Source organism: Streptomyces sp. NPDC000410 (genome assembly GCF_040300305.1).
Taxonomy (GTDB): Bacteria; Actinomycetota; Actinomycetes; order Streptomycetales; family Streptomycetaceae; genus Streptomyces.
Genome location: NZ_JBEPDM010000066.1, coordinates 1 through 21,098 on the forward strand (window position 1 = coordinate 1; position 21,098 = coordinate 21,098).

Here is a 21,098-nt window from a genome sequence, read left to right on the forward strand (position 1 = left end):
GAGCCGACGTCCTCTTCGCCATGCTCCGCGACGGCACCTTCTACGACCCCCAACCCGCCCCCACGGGTTGACCAAACCCATAGGGGCACCCCCCCCACGCCCGCTAGGGCGTGGGGGGAGATTGAGGCGCGGGGTACGGGGCAGAGCCCCGGCGGGGGTACGGGGCAGAGCCCCGGCGGGGGTACGGGGCGGAGCCCCGGCGGGGGTACGGGGGCGGAGCCCCGGCGGGGGTACGGGGGCGGAGCCCCCGCAAACGGGGGCTGGGGGCGCAGCCCTCAGTTTTCGGGAAGGGGCGGGGCGGGGAGAGAAGCCCCGCACAGCGGTCCCCTACGTGCACCACCACAAGAACCACGTGCACGTCTCCGTCGGCGTCGGCTCCGGAGGAGGCGGCGGCGGAGGCTGGGGCGGCTGTGCCGGGGACGAGGACGAGGGACCGGACGGGCCGCCGCCACCCGGGGCCGACGAAGAAGGCGCACCGCTCGAGCCCGGCCCCGCCGGCCGGGAGGTGGACGGCGCGGCCTGCGACGAGGACGCCGAGGAGACCGGCGACCCCGCGTTCGTCGGCCGCCCGCTGCCACGCCCCGCCGCGCTGCCCGACGGCCTCGCCGCCCCGGACGAGGCGGTGGGCGGCTCGCTCACCGCGCTCGGACCGGTCGGCGGCTCGGGGCTTCCGGTCGGCTCGGGTACGTCGTCGACCGCGAAGGACTCCTCCTCGCGCACCGCGACCGACGGACCGTCGTCACCCGGCAGCTCCTGCGCCAGCTCGGCCAGGCTCAGCGCCCCGGCCGCCAGCGCCAGCCCGAACGTGCCGATCAGCACCTTGCGGCCGCGCTTGCGGCGCGCCCTGCGGCTGCCGGCCACCCGGCGGGCGGCACGCCGGCCGGGCGCGGCCGCGCGGCGGTGGCCGGCGGCCGGACGGTCGTCGTCGTACGGACCGCCGAGCTCGATGACGACGTCGTCCGTCGGCGCGGCGGGGTTGTGGTGCCGGAGCTCCTCCGCGGGGGTACCGCACCCGGCGCACGCGAGAGCCCCGTTGAGGTGTCGACGGCACTGGTAGCAGTAATCCATGGCGCCCGCAGCGTATGCAGCGAGGGGACAACGCAGGTAGCCGGGACTGTGAGGATCCTGTGTGGAAACACCCGATGCCTGGCGGGGCGGCTCGCGAGGTCCGCCCGGATCTGCCCGGACCGGTGCGGACCGGTGCGGACCCGCTCGTACGCCCCCGGATGTGCCCGGACCGGGGCCCCGCTGGACGGGCGCGGGCCGCGCCCGTCCAGCGGTCGGGGGCGTCGGACGTGCGGGAGAGGAAGGGAAGATCCGACGATACGGCCGAAGGCACCCGGCCGGGCCGAAGCCGGGCACGATGGGCCCATGAACGGCGACCACCGCTTCGGACCCCTCGGCTTCCAGCTCGTCCTGCTCCGCCGCATGGCCGATCACCAGCCCGGACTCGTCGAGGACGCCCGTCGCGAACTCGGCGTGTCGATCGGCGAAATGCGGGAGGCGAACCGCCGCTGGCAGGCGATGGTGCGCTCGCCCCGGGCCCGTGGCGCCCTCTCGCGCTATCGGTCCGTCCTCGGCGAACCCGAGCCGTCGTCCCGCCGCCGCATCGGTGACCTCGAATGCGACGCGCTGCTCTGGCGCGTACCGCTCTGGCCCGACCTGCGCTTCGAGGTGCTGGCGGCCCCCGGCGGCGCGGTCTGGAACGAGTGGCTGGTCCGGGCGCCGGGCGCGGCGGGTCCTCGGCTGCGTACGGAGGACGATCTGCGCCCCTGGTCCTGCACGGTCGACGAGGTCGCCCGCGCCTTCGCCCCGGCCCGCCCGATGGAGGGCTCGGCCCCGACGCGCCAACGGCTCGCGTTCACCCTTCCCGACGGACAGGAGTGCGTCGCGGAGTTCTGCTGGGGCCTGCTGCAAGGCGTTTCCCGTAGCCGCGCATGCTGATGTGACGTCAGCTGAGCACCCCCCGACCGGCTCAGCCCAGCGCGCGCCGCGCCCCCGGCGAACGGACGATGCGAACAGGAACCGCTCTCGGGAGGAACTGCCATGACCGTCAGTCTTGAGCAGCTGCGCCGTTGCCATGTCGCCGTCGACCTCGGCGCAGCGAGAACCCGGGTCTTCGTCAAGGGCCTGGGGCTCGTCGTCGACCAGCCTAGTGTGGCCGCCGTCAATACCCGTAACGGCGCGCTCATCGCCGTGGGTGAATTCGCCGAGAAAATGACCGGCCGCACCCCCGACTACATCCAGGTCATGCGCCCCGTCTCCGGCGGCAGCGTCGTCGACATCGAGATGGCCCAGCGCATGCTGCGCCACCTCCTCGGCGAGAAGCTCCGTCGCCAGCTGCGCCGCAAGCCCCGGCTGCGCGCCGCCGCCTGCACTCCGCACGACGCCGATCCGCTCGCCCAGCGCGCCACCGTCGAGACGCTGGTCGGGCTCGGTGCGCGGCGGGTCGAGCTCGTCGACACACTGATCGCGGCGGCCGTCGGCTGCGGGCTGCCCGTCGAGCAGCCGACCGCGACCATGATCATGGTGTGCGGGGCCGCGACCACCCAGGTGGCCGTCCTGTCCCTCGGCTCGATCGTCACCGCCGTGCGGATCGCCGTCGGCGGCGACGCCATCGACCACGCCGTGATCCAGCACCTGCGCCACCAGCACGAGCTGATGCTGCCGAGTCAGTCCGTACGCCCGCTCCAGCTCGCCCTCAGCGGCAACGGCCTCACGCTGGACGGTCCGGCCGTCACCGAGATCCACGGCCGCGACGTGGCCACCGGGCTGGCGCGTTCGGTGAAGGTCGACACCGCCGCCGTGCGCAACGCCATCCACACGCCGCTCACCGCCGTCCTCGACGGCATCGGGAAGATCCTCCGCGAGTGCCCGCCCGACCTGGTCGCCGACCTCGCGGACCGCGGGATCATGATGGTCGGCGGCAGCGCGCTGCTGCCCGGCCTGGACCAGATGCTGCGCGACGCGACCGGGATGCCCGTGCACATCGCTGAGCGCCCCGACGTGTGTGCGGTGCTCGGACTCGGGGAGATGCTGGAGGGCCGTATCCAGGCGATGATCCTCGATCCGCTCGTCGCCTGAGGATGCCGCCGGAGGATGCGGCGGGCGATGCGGTGGGCGCCCCGTCGAGGGACTCGTCGGCGGGATCCGCGGCGGGCTCCTCGGGAGCGGCGTCCGAGCGGTCGGCGCGGTCGAAGCTGCCGAGGCTGCTGGAGGCCGTGGTCAGCGTCGGCAGCGACCTCGAACTGCGCACCGCCCTCCAGCACATCGTGGACTCGGCGACCGAACTGGCGGCGGCGCGGTACGGGGCCCTCGGCATCATCGACGCCGAGCGGCGCACGATCACCGAACTTTTCACGTCCGGGCTGACCGACACCGAGCGGGAACGCATCGGACCGCTCCCGGACGGGCGCCGCGGGATCATCGGTGCGCTCATCCAGGATCCGCGGCCGCTGCGGCTGGACGATCTGACGGCCGACCCGCGATCCTCCGGCGTGCCGGAAGGGCATCCTGAGATGCACTCCTTCCTCGGCGTGCCCATCCGGGTGCACAACGAGGTGCTCGGCAACCTCTATCTGGCCGAGAAGCGGGGCGGTCCGTTCACCGACGACGACCTGGCGCTGCTGCGGGTGCTCGGCGCGCAGGCAGGGATCGCGATCGGGAACGCGCGGCTGTACGAGACGGCCCGCCAGCGGGAACGCTGGATCGAGGGCGCCGCGGCCGTGACGACCGCGCTGCTCACCGGGGAGGCCGCGGCGGACGCCCTGATGACCGTCGCCGAGCAGGCCCGGGTCCTCGCGGACGCCGTGGCCGGGGTCGTGCTCCAGCCGACCGAGGGCGGCGGGATGGAGATCGTCGCCGCGAGCACGCGCGACGATCCCGGCGATCTGATCGGCGCCACGATCCCGGCGGGGTCGCCGGTGCTGGTCCAGCTCCTCGGCGGAGAGCCGGTGTTCGTGGAGGACTCGGCGTCCGATCCGCGGATGACCACGCCGGTACGGCACCGCTTCGGGCCCTCGATGATGCTGCCGCTCCAGAGCGGCGGGAGGCTCATCGGCACGCTCGCCCTGCCGAGGCGGCGCGGCGCACGCCCCTACACGGGGGTGGAACAGGTGCTGGCCGCGCAGTTCGCCTCGCAGGCCGCGCTGGCCCTGGTGCTCGCCGACGCACAGCACGACCGGGAGCGGCTCGCGGTGTACGAGGACCGTGACCGGATCGCCCGCGACCTGCACGATCTGGTCGTGCAGCGGCTCTTCGCCACGGAGATGATGCTGGAGTCGACGCGGCGGCGGGCGGTGGAATCGTCCGGGGAGTCGTCTGCGGAGCCGTCCGCGAAGCCTTCCGCGAAGCCGCTCGTGGAGCCTTCCGGCGAGGCGCGGCTGCTGGAGCGGGCGGTGGACGAGCTGGACTCGACGATCCAGGAGGTCCGTACCGCGATCTTCGCCCTGCAGCAGCCGCCCGCGGACGCGCCGACGTCGTTCCGGGGCCGGGTGCTGCGGGAGACGGGCGGGGCGGCGGCGCTGCTCGGCTTCCAGCCGTCGGTGCACTTCACCGGGCCGGTGGACGCGCTGGTCCATGAGCCGCTGGACGGGCAGCTGCTGTCGGCGCTCCGGGGCGCGCTGGCGGCGGCGCACCGGCGTGCGGGTGTCTCGGCGATCGACGTCGAGGTGGACGTGACGGCCACCCTCCCGGACGGCCGCCCGGCCCTCCACCTGACGGTCGCGGACGACGCACCGCTCCCCGACGGCACCCACGGCACGACCCTGACCTGGCGGTCCCCTCTGTGACCCTGGACCGGGGCGGTCGGGGTTGCCCCGGTCCGGGTCGGTTGCTGGGGGGGCCGCTCCGGGGCTCGTATCCGGGACGGCATGCTGTGTCTTCTGGGAGACACCCCCCAGACCCCCGTAAAGGCGCCCTGAGTCATGCGCCACACATCACGCTCCAGTGTCCCGGACACGCCCCCGCCACGTCCCCCGCCGCGCCTGGCCGGGGTGGCTCGCCCCAGTGGTTTGTGGGCATACGTTCCGCTGGGGGTTCCCCCAGCGACGGAGTCCTAGGGGGAGGAACGGGTGGGCACAAACCACCCACCGGGCCGCAGGCGGGCGCCGACTTCAGGTGGCACCGGACAGTCCCCCTCCACGGCGGGACAATGGTGATCTCCCGTACCCACGTGCGTGACCTGAGGAGGACGACCAGTGAGTGCTCTCTTCCCGGCCCTGGCCACCGACCCCGGCCGGCAGGCCCTCCGCTTCGGTGAGCGTGCCCTGACCTACGGCGAGCTGCGCGCCGCCGCCGGGAGCCTGGCCGGGCGGATCTCCGGCGCGGGGGCGGAGCGCGTCGCGGTCTGGGCGACCCCCACGCTGGAGACAGCGGTCGGGGTGGTCGCCGCGCTCCTCGCGGGCGTGCCCGCGGTGCCGCTCAACCCGAGGACGGGTGAGCGGGAGCTGGCGCACATCGTCGGGGACAGCGCCCCGGAGCTGGTGCTGGCGGGGCCGGGTGACGAACTCCCGGCGGTGCTGGGCGGGTTGGAGCGCGTGGACGTTCCGCTGTCGGGTGCCGGGGGCGCCCTGCCCGCCGAGCCGGAGCCCGGGGCGCCCGCGCTGATCGTCTACACCTCCGGGACGACCGGCCCCCCGAAGGGCGCCGTTCTGCCCCGCCGGGCCATCGCGGCGACGCTGGACGCGCTGGAGGACGCCTGGGCGTGGACCGGGGACGACGTACTCGTGCACGCACTGCCGTTGTTCCACGTCCACGGGCTGATCCTGGGCGTTCTCGGACCGCTGCGGCGGGGCGGCTGCGTGCGGCACCTCGGCAGGTTCGAGGTGGAGGGCGTGGCGCGGGAGCTGGCGGACGGCGGGACGATGCTGTTCGGGGTGCCGACGATGTACCACCGGCTGGCCGAAGCCGTGGCGGGCGACCCGCGGCTGACGAAGGGGCTGGCGGAGGCGCGGCTGCTGGTCTCGGGTTCGGCGGCGCTGCCGGTCCACGACCACGAGCGGATCCTCGCGGCGACGGGGCGGCGCGTCATCGAGCGGTACGGGATGACGGAAACGCTGATGCTGTGTTCTCTGAGGGTAAACCCCCAGACCCCCGCGAGTGTGCGGGTGGACGGGGAGCCGCGACCGGGGTCCGTGGGGGTGCCGCTGCCGGGGGTCGAGCTGCGGCTGGTCGAGGAGGACGGGACGCCGATCGAGGCGTACGACGGCGAGACGGTCGGTGAGATCCAGGTGCGGGGGCCGAATCTGTTCACGGAGTACCTGAACCGGCCGGACGCGACCGCCGCGGCGTTCGACGAGGGCTGGTTCCGTACGGGTGACATGGCGGTCCGGGACGCGGACGGTTACGTACGGATCGTCGGGCGCAAGGCCACCGATCTGATCAAGAGCGGCGGTTACAAGATCGGCGCGGGCGAGATCGAGAACGCGCTGCTGGAGCACCCGGGCGTGCGGGAGGCGGCGGTGACCGGGGAGCCGGACGAGGATCTTGGTGAGCGGATCGTGGCGTGGGTGGTGCCGGTGGACGCGGACCGGCCGCCGTCCGGGGAGGAGTTGGCCCGGCATGTGGCGGGGCAGCTCGCCCCGCACAAGCGCCCGCGCGTCGTCCGCCATCTGGCGGCGCTGCCGCGCAACGACATGGGCAAGGTCATGAAGCGTGCCCTGTCGGCGGAGGGCTGAGGGATGGCTGAGCGGCTGACCGCGCGCGAGGCGATCGCGCTGGTCGCGGAGGGTTTCGGGGAACTCCCGCAGGGTGCGGCCGCGGACGCGGACGGGCCGATCGGCTGGGCCGGGTACGGTGCCTCGCGGGCTCGGGCGGTGGCGCGGACCGGGGAGGACGAGTCGGTCGTCTGCGGTACGGCGACGGTCGGCGGGCGGCGCGCGGTGCTCGTCTCGTTCGAGTTCGGGTTCATGGGCGGGTCGTTGGGGCGGGGCACCGGTGACCGGCTGGAGGCGGCGTACGCGTACGCGCGCGAGGAGCGCCTCCCGCTGGTGTCGCTGATCGCCACGGGTGGCAGCCGTATGCAGGAGGGCATGATCGCGCTCACCCAGCTCCAGCGCGTGGCCCGCGCCTCGGCGCTGAACCGGGCCGCCGGGCTCGCCCAGGTCGCGGTGGTCCGCGACCCGACCACGGGCGGTGGCTGGGCCACGCTCGGCGCGGGTGCGGATGTGGTGCTGGCGCTGCCGGGCGCGCAGATCGGGTTCGCGGGGTCCCGGGTCCGGCCGGCCGGCGCCGATCCGTTCGCGTACACGGCCGAGGGGCAGTTCGCCGGGGGCCAGGTCGACGCGGTCGTGCGGTCCGAGGACCTGCGGGACACGGTGGCCTTGTGGCTGACGTTGCTGACGGGCGGGCGACCGGGCGACAGCGAGCCCGTACCGCCGCCGCACACGCTCGGGAGCGCGGACCTCGCCGAGAGCGGCTGGGAGGCCGTGGGGCGGGCGCGGGCCGGGGAACGGCCTCGGGCGGGGGCGTATCTGGAGGCGTACTTCGATGAGCGGCTGGCGGTCCACGGCGACCGCTGCGGGGGCGTCGATCCGGGGATGCTGTGCGGGTTCGGGCTGCGCGGCGGGCGGGCGGTGGCGTACGCCGCGCAGGACGGCACCGCGACCCGGCCCGCCGGATACCGCACGGCGGCCCGGCTGATCCGGCTCGCGGACCGGCTGGGGATACCCGTGCTCACGCTCGTGGACACGCCCGGGGCCGCCAATGACGCCGAGGCGGAGCGGGCCGGGGCGGGCGCGGCGATCGCCGGGGTGTTCGCGGCGATGGCGGAGGCGCGGGTGCCGGTGACGACCCTCGTCATCGGGGAGGGCGGATCGGGCGGGGCCCTGGCGCTCGCCGTTGCCGGGAACACCTGGGCCACGCCCGACAGCTACTTCTCGGTCATCGCGCCGGAGCTGGCCGCGGCGATCCTCAAGCGCGCCCCTTCGGACGCGCCGGCGACCGCGGACCAGCTGCGGCTGCGGCCTCAGGACCTGGTGGAGTTGGGGCTCGTACGCGGGATCGTGACGCGCAGCGAGTAGAGCCTGGTGATCTGCTGCGCGAAGTCGTTGTCGTCGCTGACGAGCAGCAGCCGCAGTCGGCCGTCGCCTTCGTACCGCTGGACGGCCATGCCCTCGATGTTGTCGATCAGGGGATGGTTCTGCGGGAGGTGCGAAGGCGCGCCGAGCGTCGGGCAGTTCTCGAGGTCGGCGACGAGCGTCTTGCGGAGGATGCCGTCGTCGGCAGTCAGGTTCGTGACGCCGCTGATGTCGCGGGCGCCGCGCGGGTCGGTGACGTACAGCCGTACGGTGATACGGAACTGGGCGGTGAAGCCGCGCTCCAGGACCAGCAGCCGGCCGTCGCCCACGGGGGCGAGCTCGACCAGTCCGTGGCCGGGGTCGACGGCGTAGCCGTACTGGGCGCCGATGCGGTAGTCGCCGGAACGGTCGCGCTGCCAGGTCTGGATGCGCTGGAGCGTACGACCGGCCGCGTCGGTGCCGTCGCCCGCGATCGGACCCTCCATGCCCGCGACGAGCGTACGGCCGCCGGGCTGTGCGGTGAGGCTCTCGAACGTCTGGTTCTGCCGGGCCCGTCCGGCGGGGGCGACCTTCAGCGCGTCGGGCACGGGCAGGGCGCCGAGGATCGCGCCGTCCGGCCCGTGGCGGCGGATGGAGGGCTCGACCTCGTCGGTGACGAGGTACGTCCCGCCGGGCTCGGCGACGATGCCCTCGGAGTCGAGGGGCGCCCCGGTGGGGCTGGTGAGCGGCACCGCCCCGGTGGTGACGGGGCGCGGTGTGCTGCCCCGGCCGAGGTCGAAGCGGAAGAGCGCGGAGCGGTCGGAGACGGCGACGGCCGAACCGTCGCGCTGGACGGCGAGGCCGGACAGCCCGCCGACCTTCCGCCCGTCGAACGTGGTCTTGTCGAGCGCGTCGGTGTATCCGGCGACCGAGACGTAGGGCGAGCACGACCGGTCCGTTGTCGCGGTGCGGGCGACCGCCGACGGGGCGGAGATGACCGTTCCGGTGAGTGCCAGAGCGGCGGCGGTGGCGGCGACGACGGTGCGACGGCACACGAGGACCCCCAGGGAGTGGTGGCGACAGGTAAGTGACTAATAGTCATATGGCCTGAGGGGAGATATGTGAAGGGCGGATCAACGGTTGATGAAAACAGCCCGGCTCGGCGGGGGGCCGGGCCGGGCTGTGAGGCGGGCGATGGGTCAGGGCGTTGGTTCGCGGGCGTCGTAGCGTACGAAGCCGCGTCCGCGCAGGGCGAGCAGACCGATCGTCAGGACGCACGCCAGACCGCCGCCGGTGACGGCGACGGCGGGTGAGGTGAGGTCGGCGACCGACCCGGCGAGGAAGTCCCCGAGCCGCGGTCCGCCCGCGACGACGACGATGAACACGCCTTGCAGCCGCCCGCGCATCTCGTCCGGCACGGCCGCCTGGAGCATGGTGCTGCGGAACACCATGGAGACCGTGTCCGCGCAGCCCGCGAGCGCGAGGAAGAACAGGCCGAGCCAGAGGTTCCTGGTCAGTCCGAAGACGGCGACGGCCGCGCCCCAGCAGGCGACGGCGATGAGGATCGCCGCGCCGTGCCGGCGGATCCGCCCCAGCCATCCGGAGAACACCCCGCCGAGCAGCGCGCCGACGGCGGGCGCGGCGACGAGCAGGCCCGTGGTGCGGGCGTCACCGCCGTACCAGAGGACGGCGACGGCGGGGAACAGCGCGCGGGGATGCGCCAGGATCATCGCGCTGAAGTCGGAGAAGAACGTCATCCGCAGGTTCGGGCGGGTGGCGAGGAAGCGGAGCCCGTCGAGGACCGAGGCCCGTTTGGTACGGGCGCCGTCGGGGAGCATGGACGGCAGCCGCCACATCGCGTAGAGCGCGGCGGAGAAGGCGATCGCGTCGATGAGGTACGCCGTCTGGTAGCCGGCGGCCCCGACGATCAGCCCGCCGAGCATGGGGCCGAGGAGCATGCCGGACGTCATCGTCATGGAGTTGAGGGCATTGGCGGCGGGCAGCTGCTCCGACGGCAGCAGACGCGGGATCATCGCGCTGCGCGCCGGGGAGTTGAGCGCGGCGCACACGGCTTGCAGGGCGACGACGGCGTACAGGAACCACACCCGGTGGAACCCGGCGAACGCGGCGGCGGCGAGGGCGGCCGACAGCACGGCGGAGCCGGTGGCACTGAACAGCCCGAGCTTGCGCCGGTCGACGGTGTCGGCGACGGCGCCGCCGTACAGCCCGAAGACGATGAGGGGTACGAGGGAGAAGAGGCCGACGAGCCCGACGGAGAAGGTGGAGCGGGTGATGTCGTAGACCTGGAGGGAGATGGCGAGGGCGGTCATGCCCTGCCCGACCCAGGAGACGGTGTTGCCGAACCACAGGCGCCGGTAGTCGGGGGAGGTCCGGAGGGGGGTGAGGTCGGCGAGTATCCGACGGCGGGGGGTAGGGGTGGGGGCGGTGGTGCCGGTGCTGCCGGTCTCGGGCGCGGTCATACGACGTCGCCCTTGCGCTCGGGCCGCGCGGGCCGGGGGTGGGGGGCGGGTCTTGGGGGTGTCGGCACCATACGGTGCAGTATATGAGTGCAGGCTAATGAGCCCCTTACGCCGGGGGCGGGTGGAGGTGGGGTGCCTAGCTAAGCCCCCGTCTTTCAGCCCCGCCGGCGTTTGAGGCGCGGGGGTACGGGGGGCGGAGCCTCCGCAAGGGGGGCTGGGGCGGAGCCCCAGTTGCGGAAAGGGGCGGGCGGGGAAAAGGCCCGCCGCAGGCGCCCCGCCCCCCTACCCCGCCACCGACGCCGCGTGCGCCGCCTCCGGGCCCAGCCGCTCGCCCCGGGCGAAGGCCTTCGTGAAGGCCGGCTCCCCGAGCGCCGCCGTCGCCGCCGCCCCGGCCCGGTCCACGTCGGCGCGTTCCGCCGGGGGCAGCGGGGCGCCCGAGGCGGCTCGGGCGGCCGTGGCCGCGCCCAGGAGGAGAGCCGTTACGGAGGGGCGGCCGGCCAGGGCGTGCGCGGCGGCCAGGCCCTCCAGGGCGAGGGCGACGGCGCGCGGGTCGCCCGTCGTGAGCGCGGTGGCGTAGCCCTCCTCGTGGAGGGCGAGCGCCGCCTCCGCGTCGCCCCGCAGCTCCGCCACGAAGCCCAGCTCCGCCAGCATCAGCGCGTTCGCGCCGTCGAGCCCGACCTGCCGGTGCCAGTCCAGCACCGTGCGCATGTGCGCCTCGGCCTCGTCCAGGAGCCCCTCGCGGCGCGCACCGAGCCCGAGCCCGACCTCCGCGTTGATCTCGCCCGCGCGGAAGCCGAGTTCAGCGGCGAGGCGGCGGGAGCGTTCGTGGTGCTCGCGCGCCCCGGCGAGGTCCCCGGTCAGCAGCGCGGTACGCCCGAGCCCGGACAGCAGGTCCGCCGCCTGGGTGTGCAGGCCGAAGGCTTCCGCGGTGTCCAGTCCGCCCTGCCACCGCCGGGCCGCCCGCCCGTAGTCGCCATGGATCTCGGCGACCGCCGCCAGCGGGTATACCGACCACAGCCGCCCGCACGCGTCGCCGACGTCCCCGAACAGTTCGACGCTCCGCCCCGCGTCCCCCTCCGCCCCCGCCAGGTCGCCGCGCAGCAGCCGCTGCACCGACCGGTCGGCGAGCGCGGCGGCCTCGCCCCACCGTTCGCCGAGTTCCCGGAAGCCGTCCAGCGACGCCTCGGTGAGCTCCTCGCCCGCCAGGAAGTCCCCGGTCCCGCACAGCGCGTGCGACAGGAACCACCGCGCCCACGCCACCAGCGCCGGATCGCCCTCCTTCTCGCACCGGGCGAGCGCCTCCTCGAAGCGGGCCACCCGGTCCGTGCCGTCGCCGGTCAGCACGGCGAGGCCCGCCCGCCAGACACCGGCCCGGGCCCGCAGCGCGGGGTCACCACCGGGCAGTGCCAGTGCCGCCGTCACCGAGCGCAGCCCCTCGCCGAGCCGGCCGCGCAGGATCCAGTACCAGGCGAGCGCGTCGACGAGCCGGAGCGCGTACTCCGCCCCGCCGTGCCCCGCCTCGCCGTAGTCCGCCCCGCCGTGCCCCGCCTGACCGTGGACCGCCCCACCCTGCGCGTCCCGCACGTCGCCGGGCGCGCCACGCTCGACCGCCCCTTCCAGCGCCCCGCGCAGATTCGCGCTCTCGGCGTCCAGCCGCGCCAGCCACGTGCCCTGTGCCCGTCCGCGCAGTTCGGGCGCCGCCGCGACAGCCAGGTCGGTGTAGTACGCGAGGTGCCGTCGGCGTACGGGCTCCAGCTCGCCTGCCTCCCGCATCCGTTCGACGCAGTACGCGGACACGGATTCCAGCAGCCGGTAGCGCGGTCCGTCGGCGGCGACCACCAGCGACCGGTCCACCAGCCGTACCAGCAGGTCCAGTACGTCCCCGGCGTCGACCCCGTCCCCCGCGCACACCTCCTCCGCCGCCTCCAGCGTGCACCCTTCGGCGTGCACGGCGAGCCGCCGCAGCACCGCCCGTTCGGGCTCGCCCAGCAGCTCCCAGCTCCAGTCGATCATCGCCCGCAGGGTCTGCTGGCGGGCCGGCGCGCCCCGCTGCCCCGCGCTGAGCAGCCGGAACCGGTCGTCCAGCCGCTCCAGCAGCCGGTGCACGCCGAGCGCCCGCACCCGGGTCGCGGCCAGCTCCAGAGCGAGCGGTATGCCGTCCAGCCGACGGCAGATGGCCTCCACCGCGGCGGAGTTGGACGCGTCGACCACGAAGCCGGGCGCGGCCGCCGAGGCCCGCGCGGCGAACAGCCCGGCGGCATCGCCGGGAGCGAGCGGCGGGACGGCCCACAGGGTCTCCCCGGCCAGCGCCAGCGGCTCCTGGCTGGTCGTCATGATCACGAGACCGGGCGCGGACCGCAGCAGCCGCTCCGCGAGCGCCGCCGCCTCGTCGATCACGTGCTCGCAGTTGTCGAGGACGAGCAGCAGCCGCTTGGGGCGCAGCACCTGTGCGAGCCGCTCCGCCGCGTCGGGCGCCCGCTCGCCTTCGGGCCGTACGCCCCACACGCCGTCGTCCCGCAGCTCCATCGCCGCCGCGACGACCTCGGCCGGGTCGCCGCCCACACCTGCGAGTTCGACCAGCCATTCCCCGTCCGGGAAGGTGCCCTTCAGCTGCTCGGCGACGGCGACCGCGAGCCGGGTCTTGCCGACGCCGCCGGGTCCGGTGAGGGTGATCAGGCGCCGGGTGGCGAGGAGTTCGCGTACGTCGGCGACCTCGTCCTCGCGCCCGATCAGGCCGGTGAACGGGGCGGGGATGTTCGTCCGCGCGCGTGCGGGAGAAGCGGGGGAACCGGCGAGCTCCGGGGCCTGCTGAAGCATCGCCCGTTGCAGTTCGGCCAGTTCGGGGCTCGGGTCGAGGCCGAGTTCGTCGGCGAGCCTGGTCCGCAGGTCCTCGTATCCGGCGAGTGCCTCGCTCTGCCGTCCGGACCGGTACAGCGCACGCAGCTGCACGGCGCGCAGCCGCTCGCGCAGCGGATGGCGTTCGACCAGTTCGGCCAGCTCCCCCACCAGCCGGGCGTGTTCGCCGCTGTCGAGCCGGGCCTCGGCCTGCTCCTCCAGGACGACGAGCCGGTCCTCCTCCAGTCGTGTCGCGGCGGCCCGGGTGAACGTCTCCTCGGCGAAGTCGGCGAACGCGGGCCCCCGCCACAGCTCCAGCGCCTCGGCCAGCAGTCCGGCCCGTACGCGCGGATCCCCGGCGGTCCTCGCTCGCGCCGCCAGCTGTGCGAACCGGTCGGCGTCCAGCGCGCCCTCGCCGGGCGCCAGTTGGTAGCCGGGCGCGCGGGAGACGACCAGCTCGCGCCCGCCCGGTTCGGCCTCCTCCAGGACGCGGCGCAGCTGGGAGACCTTGGCCTGCAGGGCCTTGGCCGGGTTGCCGGGCGGCTCCTCGCCCCACAGGTCGTCGATCAGCCGGTGAGCGGCGACGGGCCGTCCGGGGTCGACGAGGAGGGAGGCGAGCAGGGCGCGCACCTTGAGTTCGGGGACCCGTACGGGCTGCCCGTCGTCGGTCCATACGGCCGTCTCGCCCAGCACCCCGAATCGCATGTCGCCACGTTAGCCCGTGCCCCTGACCTCTCCCGAACCCCTCCCGAACCAGATCCGAACCGGATCCGAACCGCCGCGCCGGATGGTGTTCCTCGTCCGAAGAGAACACCCCCGACACCGGGAGAAACACCATGAACGCCAAGCTCACCGGCCGCACCGCCCTCGTCACCGGCGCCAGCCGCGGCATCGGCCGGGCCATCGCCCAGCGGCTCGCCGCCGACGGCGCCCGCGTCGCCGTCCACTACGCCTCCAACGAGACCGCCGCGAAGGAGACGGTCGCCGCGATCGAAGCGGGGGGCGGCAGCGCCTTCGCGATCCGCGCCGAACTGGGCGTGCCCGGCGACGCGGAGACCCTGTGGCGGGCGTTCGACGAGCACGCGGACGGCGTCGACATCCTCGTCAACAACGCGGGCATCGCCGGCCCCGGCCTGATCCACGAGGTCTCCGAGGCCGACTACGACAAGGTCTTCGCGGTCAACGCCAAGGCGCCGTTCTTCATCATCAAGCAGGGCCTGGACCGGCTGCGGGACGGAGGCCGCATCATCAACGTCTCCTCCGGCGTCACCAAGGTCGCCTTCCCCGGGATGACGTCGTACGCCGCGTCGAAGGGCGCGGTCGAGGTCCTGACCCTCACCCTCGCGCAGACCCTCGGCTCCCGTGGCATCACGGTCAACGCGGTCTCCCCCGGCACGATCGAGACCGACATCCACCCGTGGATGGCCGACCCGGCCGCCAAGGCGCACGCCGCGGGTTTCTCCGTCTTCAACCGGGTCGGACAGCCGGCCGACGTGGCCGACGTGGTGGGGTTCCTCGCGTCCGCCGACGGGCGCTGGGTGACCGGCCAGAACATCGACGTCAGCGGCGGCTCCGGCCTCGGGATCTGAGGACCAGGCATCTGAGGACCAGGCATCTGAGGAGCAGACACCATGACGACACGGCACACCCTCCTGGTCGTGGCCCACCCCCGCCCCGACTCGCTCGCCGCCCAGGTGGCCACCCATCTGCACGCCCGCATCAAGGACGCCGGCGGGACGGTCGACGTACTCGACCTCTACGCCGAGGACTTCGACCCCCGGCTGACCCCGGCCGACGAGCCGGACTGGGAGGACCGGGAGAAGCGCTACTCCCCCGAGGTCCACGCCCACATGGACCGGATCGCGGCCGCCGACGAGATCGTCGTCGTCTTCCCGGTGTGGTGGTTCGCCCCGCCCGCCATCCTCAAGGGCTGGATCGACCGGGTGTGGAACTACGGCTTCGCGTACGGCCGCAGCAAGCCCCGCCTCGCCGGGAAGCGGATGCTCTGGCTCGGACTGGCGGGCGGCTCGCCGTCCTCGTACGAGCAGGCCGGGCTCGGCACGGCCATCGACGTCCAACTGCGCGTCGGGGTCTCGGAGTTCTGCGGGATCACGGACGCGCGGGTGCGGCTGCTGCACGGCACCGAGCTGTCCGGCATCCCGCACACCCTGCGCCCGGAGCATGTCCACAAGGTGCTGGCGGAGGCCGGCGCCGCACTGACGGAAGGAGGGGACCGATGAGCGTCTCCACCACCTCGCAGCGATCGGGAGAGGCCCGGCAATGGCTCGGTCTCGCGGTCCTGCTGCTGCCCGTGACGCTGATGACCGCCGACCTGGGTGTGCTGTGGCTGGCCACCCCCTATCTCGCCGCCGATCTCCACCCCACCGGCGCCGAACTGCTGTGGACCACCGACATCTACGGCTTCCTCACCGCCGGCACCCTCGTCATCATGGGCACGCTCGGCGACCGCATCGGCCGCCGCAAGCTGCTGATGGCGGGCTCGGCCGGGTTCGTCGTGGCCTCGCTGCTCGCCGCGTACGCCCCGAACCCGGCCGTGCTGATCACGGCCCGCGCGCTGCTCGGTATCGCCGGCGCGGCCGTACTGCCCTCCACGCTCTCCCTGATCAGCCATATGTTCACCGACCCGCGCCGCCGGGCCACGGCGATCGCGATGTGGGTGACCGCGCTGTCCGTGGGCCTGGCCGTCGGCCCGGTCATCGGCGGAGTGCTGCTGGCGCACTGGTGGTGGGGCTCGGTCTTCCTGATCGGCGTGCCGGTGATGCTGCTCGCGCTGCTGACGGCGCCCGTGCTGCTTCCCGAGTACCGCGACCCGGAGCCCGGCCGCCTGGACCTGGCGAGCGTCGTGCTGTTCCTGCTGGCGGTCCTGCCGTTGGTGTACGCGGTCAAGGCCCTGGCCTCGGGCGCTCCCGGCTGGGAGCCGGGTGTGGCGTTCGCGGCGGGGGCGGTCTTCACCGCCGCCTTCGTACGCCGCCAGAACCGGCTGGCGACCCCGCTGCTGGACCTGCGGCTCTTCCGGGACCGTGCCTTCACCGGGGCGCTGCTGACCCTGCTGCTCGGGATGACCGCGCTCAACGGGGTGGAGTACCTGGTCCCGCAGTACCTCCAGGCGGTGGCCGGCCAGTCGCCGCTGGAGGCCGGGCTGTGGCTGCTGCCGGGAGCGGCGGGGCTGGTCGTGGGCTCCCAGCTCACCCCGGTGCTCGCCCGCCGGATCCGTCCCGCGTCCGTCCTGATCGGCGGGATCCTGGTCTCGGTCACCGGTTACGCGGCCATCGCCCTCTCGGAGGGCGTCGTGACCGCCTCCGTCGCCCTGACCGTGATCATGTTCGGTGCGGCTCCGATCAGCGTGCTCGGTACGGCCCTGGCGGTCGGCTCGGCACCCCCGCAGAAGGCGGGCGCGGCGGCGGCGACCGGCCAGACGGCGTACGACCTCGGTCTGGCCCTCGGCATCGCGGTCACCGGCAGCCTCGCGGTCGCGGTCTACCGGTCCGGGATTCCCGCCGATGCCCCCGCCGAGGCCCGCGACACCCTCGGCGCGGCGGCCGCCGCGGCCGAACGGCTCCCGGACGGGGCGGCGTTGCTGGAGACGGCGAGGGACGCCTTCACGACCGGGCTCCAGGTGGCGTCGGCGGCCAGTGCGGTGGTCGCGCTGGTGACGGCGGTGCTGGTGGCGACGCTGCTGCGGCGCATCCCGCCGGTGGGGGCGCCGTCCGAGGGCCCCGCGGAAGGCACCGAGCCCGCAGAAGGCGCCGAGTCCGCGGGAGGGGCTCAGCGCGCGGAAGGCGCGGAACCGGTACCGGCCACACCGGCCGCCCACTGAACCGTTGCCCACAGGGGACTGCATCCTTCGATGTAGTCCCCTGTGGTGCGCTGTGGTTCTCTGTGCCGATGCCCGCCCCGGGCCCATCGTGCTCGTATGGATCCACCGGTATGCGACCCCACAGGCACGGAGGCGACGACGATGCACCCCGACCCCGTACGCGCGTCGGACGCCGAGCGCGAGGCCACCGTCGAGCGCCTGCGGACGGCGACGGCGGAGGGCAGGCTGACCCTGGAGGAGCTGGCCGAGCGCTGCGAGGTCGCCTACCTCGCCCGCACCCGCTCCGAGCTGGCCACGGTCGCCGAGGACCTCCCGCCCGCCGCCGCGTCTCCCGCACCGGCCTCCCCGACCCGCACCGCCCATGCCCTGATCGGTGATCTGACGCTGAACCTGTCGACGAGTCAGGTCCCCGCCTCGGGCGAGCTCACGGTCAACGCGTGGGCGGTGCTCGGCGATGTGACGCTGCTCGTGCCCGAGGGAGTGGAGGTGGAGGTGCGGTGCTCCGGTGTCCTGGGCGACGTACGCGATCTGACGCGCCCTCGGAGCACTTCGCCGGCGACGGCGGCGCGGGTGCGGGTGAACGGTGCGGCGATTCTGGGCGACATCGTCATCGCGCATCCGACGACGCGTCGCCGTTCGGCGTGGCGCAGCCGGCTCGACAGGGAATGGGCCGTGCTCGATCCGGGCGAGGGATGACGACGGCGGCCCGGACCCCACCGGCGCGGCCGGGACGTCCTGCCCTCACGTCGGCGCACCGGTCCCCTGCCGCGCCCGCTCGGTGCGGAAGGTGTTGCGGTACGCGATGGGCGCCACCCCGACCGCCGTCACCAGATGCTGCCGCAGCGACGCCGCCGTACCGAACCCCGCCTCCCGCGCCACCCGGTCCACCGGCAGGTCCGTGGTCTCCAGGAGCCTGCGGGCGCTCTCCACGCGCTGCTGGGTGAGCCACTGACCGGGCGTCATCCCCACCTCGTCGCGGAAGCGCCGCGAGAACGTCCGTACGCTCATCCGCGCGTGCCCCGCCAACTCGGCCAGTGACAACGGCCGGTGCAGTTCACCGAGCGCCCACGCCCGGGTCGGGGTCGTCGTCGCCACCGTTGGCTCCGGCACCGGGCGTTCGATGAACTGGGCCTGGCCGCCGTCGCGCCACGGCGGTACGACGCAGAGCCTGGCCACCCGGTTGGTGACCTCGCTGCCGTGGTCGCGGCGCAGCAGGTGCAGGCACAGGTCGACACCGGCGGCGACCCCGGCCGCCGTGAGCACGTCCCCGTCGTCGACGAACAGCACGTCGGGGTCGACCGCGACCCGGGGGAATCGGCGCTGGAAGTTCCCGGCCTCGTTCCAGTGCGTGGTGGCGCGGCGGCCGTCGAGGAGACCGGCGGTGGCGAGGACGTACGAGGCGGTGCAGATGGAGACGATGCGGGTGCCGGGCCGCAGGCGCCGCAGCGCGTCCCCGAGCGGCCCCGGGAGCCACTCCCGTTCCCCGTCCTCGTCCGTGCCGCAGGTGAACGGCGGGATGACCAGCGTGTCCGCGGTCTCGAACGCCTCGATGCCGTGCTCGACGCCGATGGTGAAGTCGGAGCTGGTCCGGACGGGGGCGCCGTCGGTGCTGCAGGTGATCACCTCGTACAGCGGTTCGCCGTCCGGCCCTTGGGCGGTGCCGAAGATACGGGAGGGGATGCTCAGCTCGAAGGGATAGACGCCCTCGAGCGCGAGGACGACGACACGATGCCGATGGCTGATCATGGCCAGATCCTTTCACACCCTGGCCATCCAGCCACTCGAACGATGCTTTCCGACCGGCGAAAGTTGATCTCACCGCACCACGGACTCACCGCACCACCGCAGGACTCACCGCGCCACGGACGGAAGGAACCGGCACCATGCTCGCCATCACCCAGGACACGCTCGGCGGCCCCGAGGTACTCAAGCTCTCCGAGGTGGACCGCCCCGAGCCGGGCCCCTCGGAGGTGCTCGTCAAGGTCCACGCGGCCGGCGTCAACCCGACCGACTGGTGGCACCGTTCGACCGGCGGCCTGCTCCACGACACCCCGGTGCCGCTCGGCTGGGACGTGTCCGGCGTGGTCGAGGCCGTCGGGCTCGGCGTCACGATGTACCGGCCGGGCGACGAGGTGTACGGCATGCCGCGGCTGCCCGCCGCGGCGGGCACGTACGCCGAGTACGTCACCTCCCCGGCCCGCCACCTCGCCCGCAAGCCCGCCGGCATCTCCCACGTCGAGGCCGCCGCCCTCCCGCTGGCCGGGCTCACCGCCTGGCAGTCGCTCGTCGACACCGCCGGGGTACGGCCGGGCCACCGCGTTCTCGTCCACGCGGCGGCGGGCGGCGTCGGCCATCTCGCCGTCCAGATCGCCAAGGCCCGTGGCGCGTACGTCATCGGCACCGCCCGCGCGGCCAAGCACGACTTCGTCCGCGGCCTCGGCGCCGACGAGGTCGTCGACTACTCCGAGACCGACTTCGTATCGGCGGCCCGCGACATCGACATCGTGATCGACACCATCGGCGGCGCGTACGGTCCGCGCTCGCTCAGGACCCTGCGCGAGGGCGGCATGGTCGTCTCCCTCGCCTCCCCCGCCGAGGCCCACCTCGCGGACGAGGCCGCCGCGCTCGGCCGCCGGGCCGGTTTCACGATCGTCGAGCCCGACCACGGGGGCCTGAAGGAGATCACGGCCCTGGTCGAGGCGGGCCTGCTGCGTGCGGAGATCGCCGCGGTGCTGCCGCTGAAGGAGGCCGGCCGGGCGCACGAGCTCGGCGAGTCGGGGCGTACGACCGGAAAGATCGTCCTCACGGTCGTCGAGTGAGGCGCGGCGCCCCGGATCGCGCACGTCGTGGAGCCAGGCCCGCCCGGACCTTGTGGAGTCAGGCCCTCCCGCACGCATACCGCAACCGCACTCGCGGCGATTCCGCGAGTGCGGTTGCGGTGTCAAGCCGATCGCAGCGCTTAGAACCCGCCGCCCAGGAGGCCGTTCAGGAGGCCGCCCGAGCCGGAGTTGGCGCCGGCGGCCTGTCCCGAGAGGTTGTGTTCGCCGCAGGTCTGCTGGACGGCGTTCGTGGTCGCCGGGTTGGCTTCGCCGGCGAGCCCCAGGCTCAGGTTCGGAATGTTGAGCAGACCGACCGACACATTGTTGACCTTGGCCTCACAGTAGATGACCTCGGTGTCGCCGCCGTCCCCGGCAGCGGAGGCAACGCCGGCCCCGAACATGCTGACGCTCCCGACCATGGCCGCCACGAGCGCGGCCTTACGAAGCTTGCGCACTTCATCCTCACTTCCGTCAGAGTCGGCATGGCCGTGATCCGTAACCGAGGGAACAGCTACGGCCACGCCAAGCCATGGAACATCCCCATTCGTCCCACTTCGCTCCACGCCGCTAACCGGAATCGCGAGCTTTCACTCCCCTGACTCCGCCAGGATGCCGTCCGGCCACGCATACGGTCCGCGACGCCCGGGACACCGGTTGCGGCATCAAGCCGGTCCCTGCGCTCAGGACCCACCACCCAGGAGGCCGTCCAGGACGCTGCCCGAGCCGGAGTTGGCGCCGGCGGCCTGTCCCGAGAGGTTGTCTTCACCGCAGGTCTGCTGGACGGCGTTCGTGGTCGCCGGGTTGGCGTCGCCGAAGAGCAGCCCCAGGCTCAGGTTCGGAATGTTGACCAGACCGACCGACACATTGTTGACCTTGGCCTCACAGTAGATGACCTCGGTGTCGCCACCGTCCCCGGCAGCGGAGGCAACGCCGGCCCCGAACATGCTGACGCTCCCGACCATGGCCGCCACGAGCGCGGCCTTACGAAGCTTGCGCACTTCATCCTCACTTCCGTCAGAGTCGGCATGGCCGTGATCCGTAACCGAGGGAACAGCTACGGCCACGCCAAGCCATGGAACATCCCCATTCGTCCCACTTCGCTCCACGCCGCTAACCGGAATCGCGAGCT

Annotated in this window: 17 protein-coding genes; 10 read left to right on the forward strand and 7 right to left on the reverse strand. The window is 73.9% G+C overall.

Annotated features, from left to right (window positions below):
- Nucleotides 1-327: 327 nt before the first annotated feature.
- The gene (locus tag ABT342_RS34560) at nt 328-1,068 is read right to left on the reverse strand and encodes an SCO2400 family protein (protein ID WP_351582524.1); all 741 of its coding nucleotides are present in this window, start codon (nt 1,066-1,068) and stop codon (nt 328-330) included.
- 303 nt (nt 1,069-1,371) lie between these two features.
- Between ABT342_RS34560 and ABT342_RS34565 the strand changes: the two genes are divergently transcribed.
- From ABT342_RS34565 to ABT342_RS34585, 5 genes are all read left to right on the forward strand, one after another.
- Nucleotides 1,372-1,944, forward strand: a complete 573-nt coding sequence (locus ABT342_RS34565) for a hypothetical protein (RefSeq protein WP_351582526.1) — start codon at nt 1,372-1,374, stop codon at nt 1,942-1,944.
- Nucleotides 1,945-2,046: 102 nt separating this feature from the next.
- Nucleotides 2,047-3,084, forward strand: coding sequence for a rod shape-determining protein (locus ABT342_RS34570; RefSeq protein WP_351582528.1), 1,038 nt, complete (start codon nt 2,047-2,049; stop codon nt 3,082-3,084).
- A gap of 2 nt (nt 3,085-3,086) precedes the next feature.
- Nucleotides 3,087-4,790, forward strand: coding sequence for a sensor histidine kinase (locus ABT342_RS34575; protein ID WP_351582530.1), 1,704 nt, complete (start codon nt 3,087-3,089; stop codon nt 4,788-4,790).
- Nucleotides 4,791-5,198: 408 nt separating this feature from the next.
- A complete protein-coding gene (locus tag ABT342_RS34580; RefSeq protein WP_351582532.1) occupies nt 5,199-6,677 on the forward strand; it encodes an acyl-CoA synthetase in 1,479 nt (492 codons plus the stop codon).
- Between the two features lie 3 nt (nt 6,678-6,680).
- Nucleotides 6,681-8,021: a carboxyl transferase domain-containing protein gene (locus ABT342_RS34585; protein WP_351582534.1), complete on the forward strand. Its 1,341-nt coding sequence runs from the start codon at nt 6,681-6,683 to the stop codon at nt 8,019-8,021.
- Here the strand turns inward: ABT342_RS34585 and ABT342_RS34590 are convergent.
- The 3 genes from ABT342_RS34590 to ABT342_RS34600 form a co-directional block, all read right to left on the reverse strand.
- On the reverse strand, nt 7,967-9,052 hold the full coding sequence (locus ABT342_RS34590; protein WP_351582536.1) for an esterase-like activity of phytase family protein: 1,086 nt from the start codon (nt 9,050-9,052) through the stop codon (nt 7,967-7,969). The two genes, ABT342_RS34585 and ABT342_RS34590, sit on opposite strands and share 55 nt — an antisense overlap.
- A 144-nt stretch (nt 9,053-9,196) precedes the next feature.
- On the reverse strand, nt 9,197-10,477 hold the full coding sequence (locus ABT342_RS34595; protein ID WP_351582538.1) for an MFS transporter: 1,281 nt from the start codon (nt 10,475-10,477) through the stop codon (nt 9,197-9,199).
- A gap of 282 nt (nt 10,478-10,759) precedes the next feature.
- Nucleotides 10,760-14,017, reverse strand: coding sequence for an AfsR/SARP family transcriptional regulator (locus tag ABT342_RS34600; protein ID WP_351582540.1), 3,258 nt, complete (start codon nt 14,015-14,017; stop codon nt 10,760-10,762).
- A 131-nt stretch (nt 14,018-14,148) separates the two neighbouring features.
- On the opposite strand from ABT342_RS34600, the gene ABT342_RS34605 reads away from it, so the two are divergent.
- From ABT342_RS34605 to ABT342_RS34620, 4 genes are all read left to right on the forward strand, one after another.
- On the forward strand, nt 14,149-14,901 hold the full coding sequence (locus tag ABT342_RS34605) for an SDR family oxidoreductase (RefSeq protein ID WP_351582542.1): 753 nt from the start codon (nt 14,149-14,151) through the stop codon (nt 14,899-14,901).
- Nucleotides 14,902-14,943: 42 nt separating this feature from the next.
- Complete coding sequence (locus ABT342_RS34610; RefSeq protein WP_351582543.1) at nt 14,944-15,552, forward strand: NAD(P)H oxidoreductase; 609 nt, start codon at nt 14,944-14,946, stop codon at nt 15,550-15,552.
- A complete protein-coding gene (locus tag ABT342_RS34615; RefSeq protein WP_351582545.1) occupies nt 15,549-17,150 on the forward strand; it encodes an MFS transporter in 1,602 nt (533 codons plus the stop codon). The genes ABT342_RS34610 and ABT342_RS34615 overlap by 4 nt, the downstream gene beginning before the upstream one ends.
- A gap of 96 nt (nt 17,151-17,246) precedes the next feature.
- The gene (locus tag ABT342_RS34620; protein ID WP_351582547.1) at nt 17,247-17,846 is read left to right on the forward strand and encodes a DUF1707 SHOCT-like domain-containing protein; all 600 of its coding nucleotides are present in this window, start codon (nt 17,247-17,249) and stop codon (nt 17,844-17,846) included.
- A gap of 45 nt (nt 17,847-17,891) precedes the next feature.
- On the opposite strand, the gene ABT342_RS34625 is transcribed toward ABT342_RS34620, so the two are convergent.
- A complete protein-coding gene (locus ABT342_RS34625) occupies nt 17,892-18,896 on the reverse strand; it encodes a GlxA family transcriptional regulator (RefSeq protein WP_351582549.1) in 1,005 nt (334 codons plus the stop codon).
- 137 nt (nt 18,897-19,033) lie between these two features.
- On the opposite strand from ABT342_RS34625, the gene ABT342_RS34630 reads away from it, so the two are divergent.
- A complete protein-coding gene (locus ABT342_RS34630) occupies nt 19,034-19,969 on the forward strand; it encodes an NADP-dependent oxidoreductase (RefSeq protein ID WP_351582551.1) in 936 nt (311 codons plus the stop codon).
- Between the two features lie 140 nt (nt 19,970-20,109).
- Here ABT342_RS34630 and ABT342_RS34635 read toward each other — a convergent pair whose 3' ends face one another.
- Together ABT342_RS34635 and ABT342_RS34640 are read right to left on the reverse strand one after the other, a co-directional pair.
- Nucleotides 20,110-20,424, reverse strand: a complete 315-nt coding sequence (locus ABT342_RS34635; RefSeq protein WP_351582553.1) for a hypothetical protein — start codon at nt 20,422-20,424, stop codon at nt 20,110-20,112.
- Nucleotides 20,425-20,649: 225 nt separating this feature from the next.
- Nucleotides 20,650-20,967 carry a hypothetical protein gene (locus tag ABT342_RS34640; RefSeq protein WP_351582555.1) on the reverse strand — a complete coding sequence of 106 codons (318 nt, stop codon included), beginning with the start codon at nt 20,965-20,967 and terminating at the stop codon, nt 20,650-20,652.
- Nucleotides 20,968-21,098 lie beyond the last annotated feature (131 nt).

Coding starts and splice junctions, on each gene's coding strand:
- ABT342_RS34560 (WP_351582524.1), bottom strand. CDS start 1,068: ATGGATTACTGCTACCAGTGCCGTCGACACCTCAACGGGGCTCTCGCG.
- ABT342_RS34565 (WP_351582526.1), top strand. CDS start 1,372: ATGAACGGCGACCACCGCTTCGGACCCCTCGGCTTCCAGCTCGTCCTG.
- ABT342_RS34570 (WP_351582528.1), top strand. CDS start 2,047: ATGACCGTCAGTCTTGAGCAGCTGCGCCGTTGCCATGTCGCCGTCGAC.
- ABT342_RS34575 (WP_351582530.1), top strand. CDS start 3,087: ATGCCGCCGGAGGATGCGGCGGGCGATGCGGTGGGCGCCCCGTCGAGG.
- ABT342_RS34585 (WP_351582534.1), top strand. CDS start 6,681: ATGGCTGAGCGGCTGACCGCGCGCGAGGCGATCGCGCTGGTCGCGGAG.
- ABT342_RS34595 (WP_351582538.1), bottom strand. CDS start 10,477: ATGACCGCGCCCGAGACCGGCAGCACCGGCACCACCGCCCCCACCCCT.
- ABT342_RS34600 (WP_351582540.1), bottom strand. CDS start 14,017: ATGCGATTCGGGGTGCTGGGCGAGACGGCCGTATGGACCGACGACGGG.
- ABT342_RS34605 (WP_351582542.1), top strand. CDS start 14,149: ATGAACGCCAAGCTCACCGGCCGCACCGCCCTCGTCACCGGCGCCAGC.
- ABT342_RS34610 (WP_351582543.1), top strand. CDS start 14,944: ATGACGACACGGCACACCCTCCTGGTCGTGGCCCACCCCCGCCCCGAC.
- ABT342_RS34615 (WP_351582545.1), top strand. CDS start 15,549: ATGAGCGTCTCCACCACCTCGCAGCGATCGGGAGAGGCCCGGCAATGG.
- ABT342_RS34620 (WP_351582547.1), top strand. CDS start 17,247: ATGGATCCACCGGTATGCGACCCCACAGGCACGGAGGCGACGACGATG.
- ABT342_RS34625 (WP_351582549.1), bottom strand. CDS start 18,896: ATGATCAGCCATCGGCATCGTGTCGTCGTCCTCGCGCTCGAGGGCGTC.
- ABT342_RS34630 (WP_351582551.1), top strand. CDS start 19,034: ATGCTCGCCATCACCCAGGACACGCTCGGCGGCCCCGAGGTACTCAAG.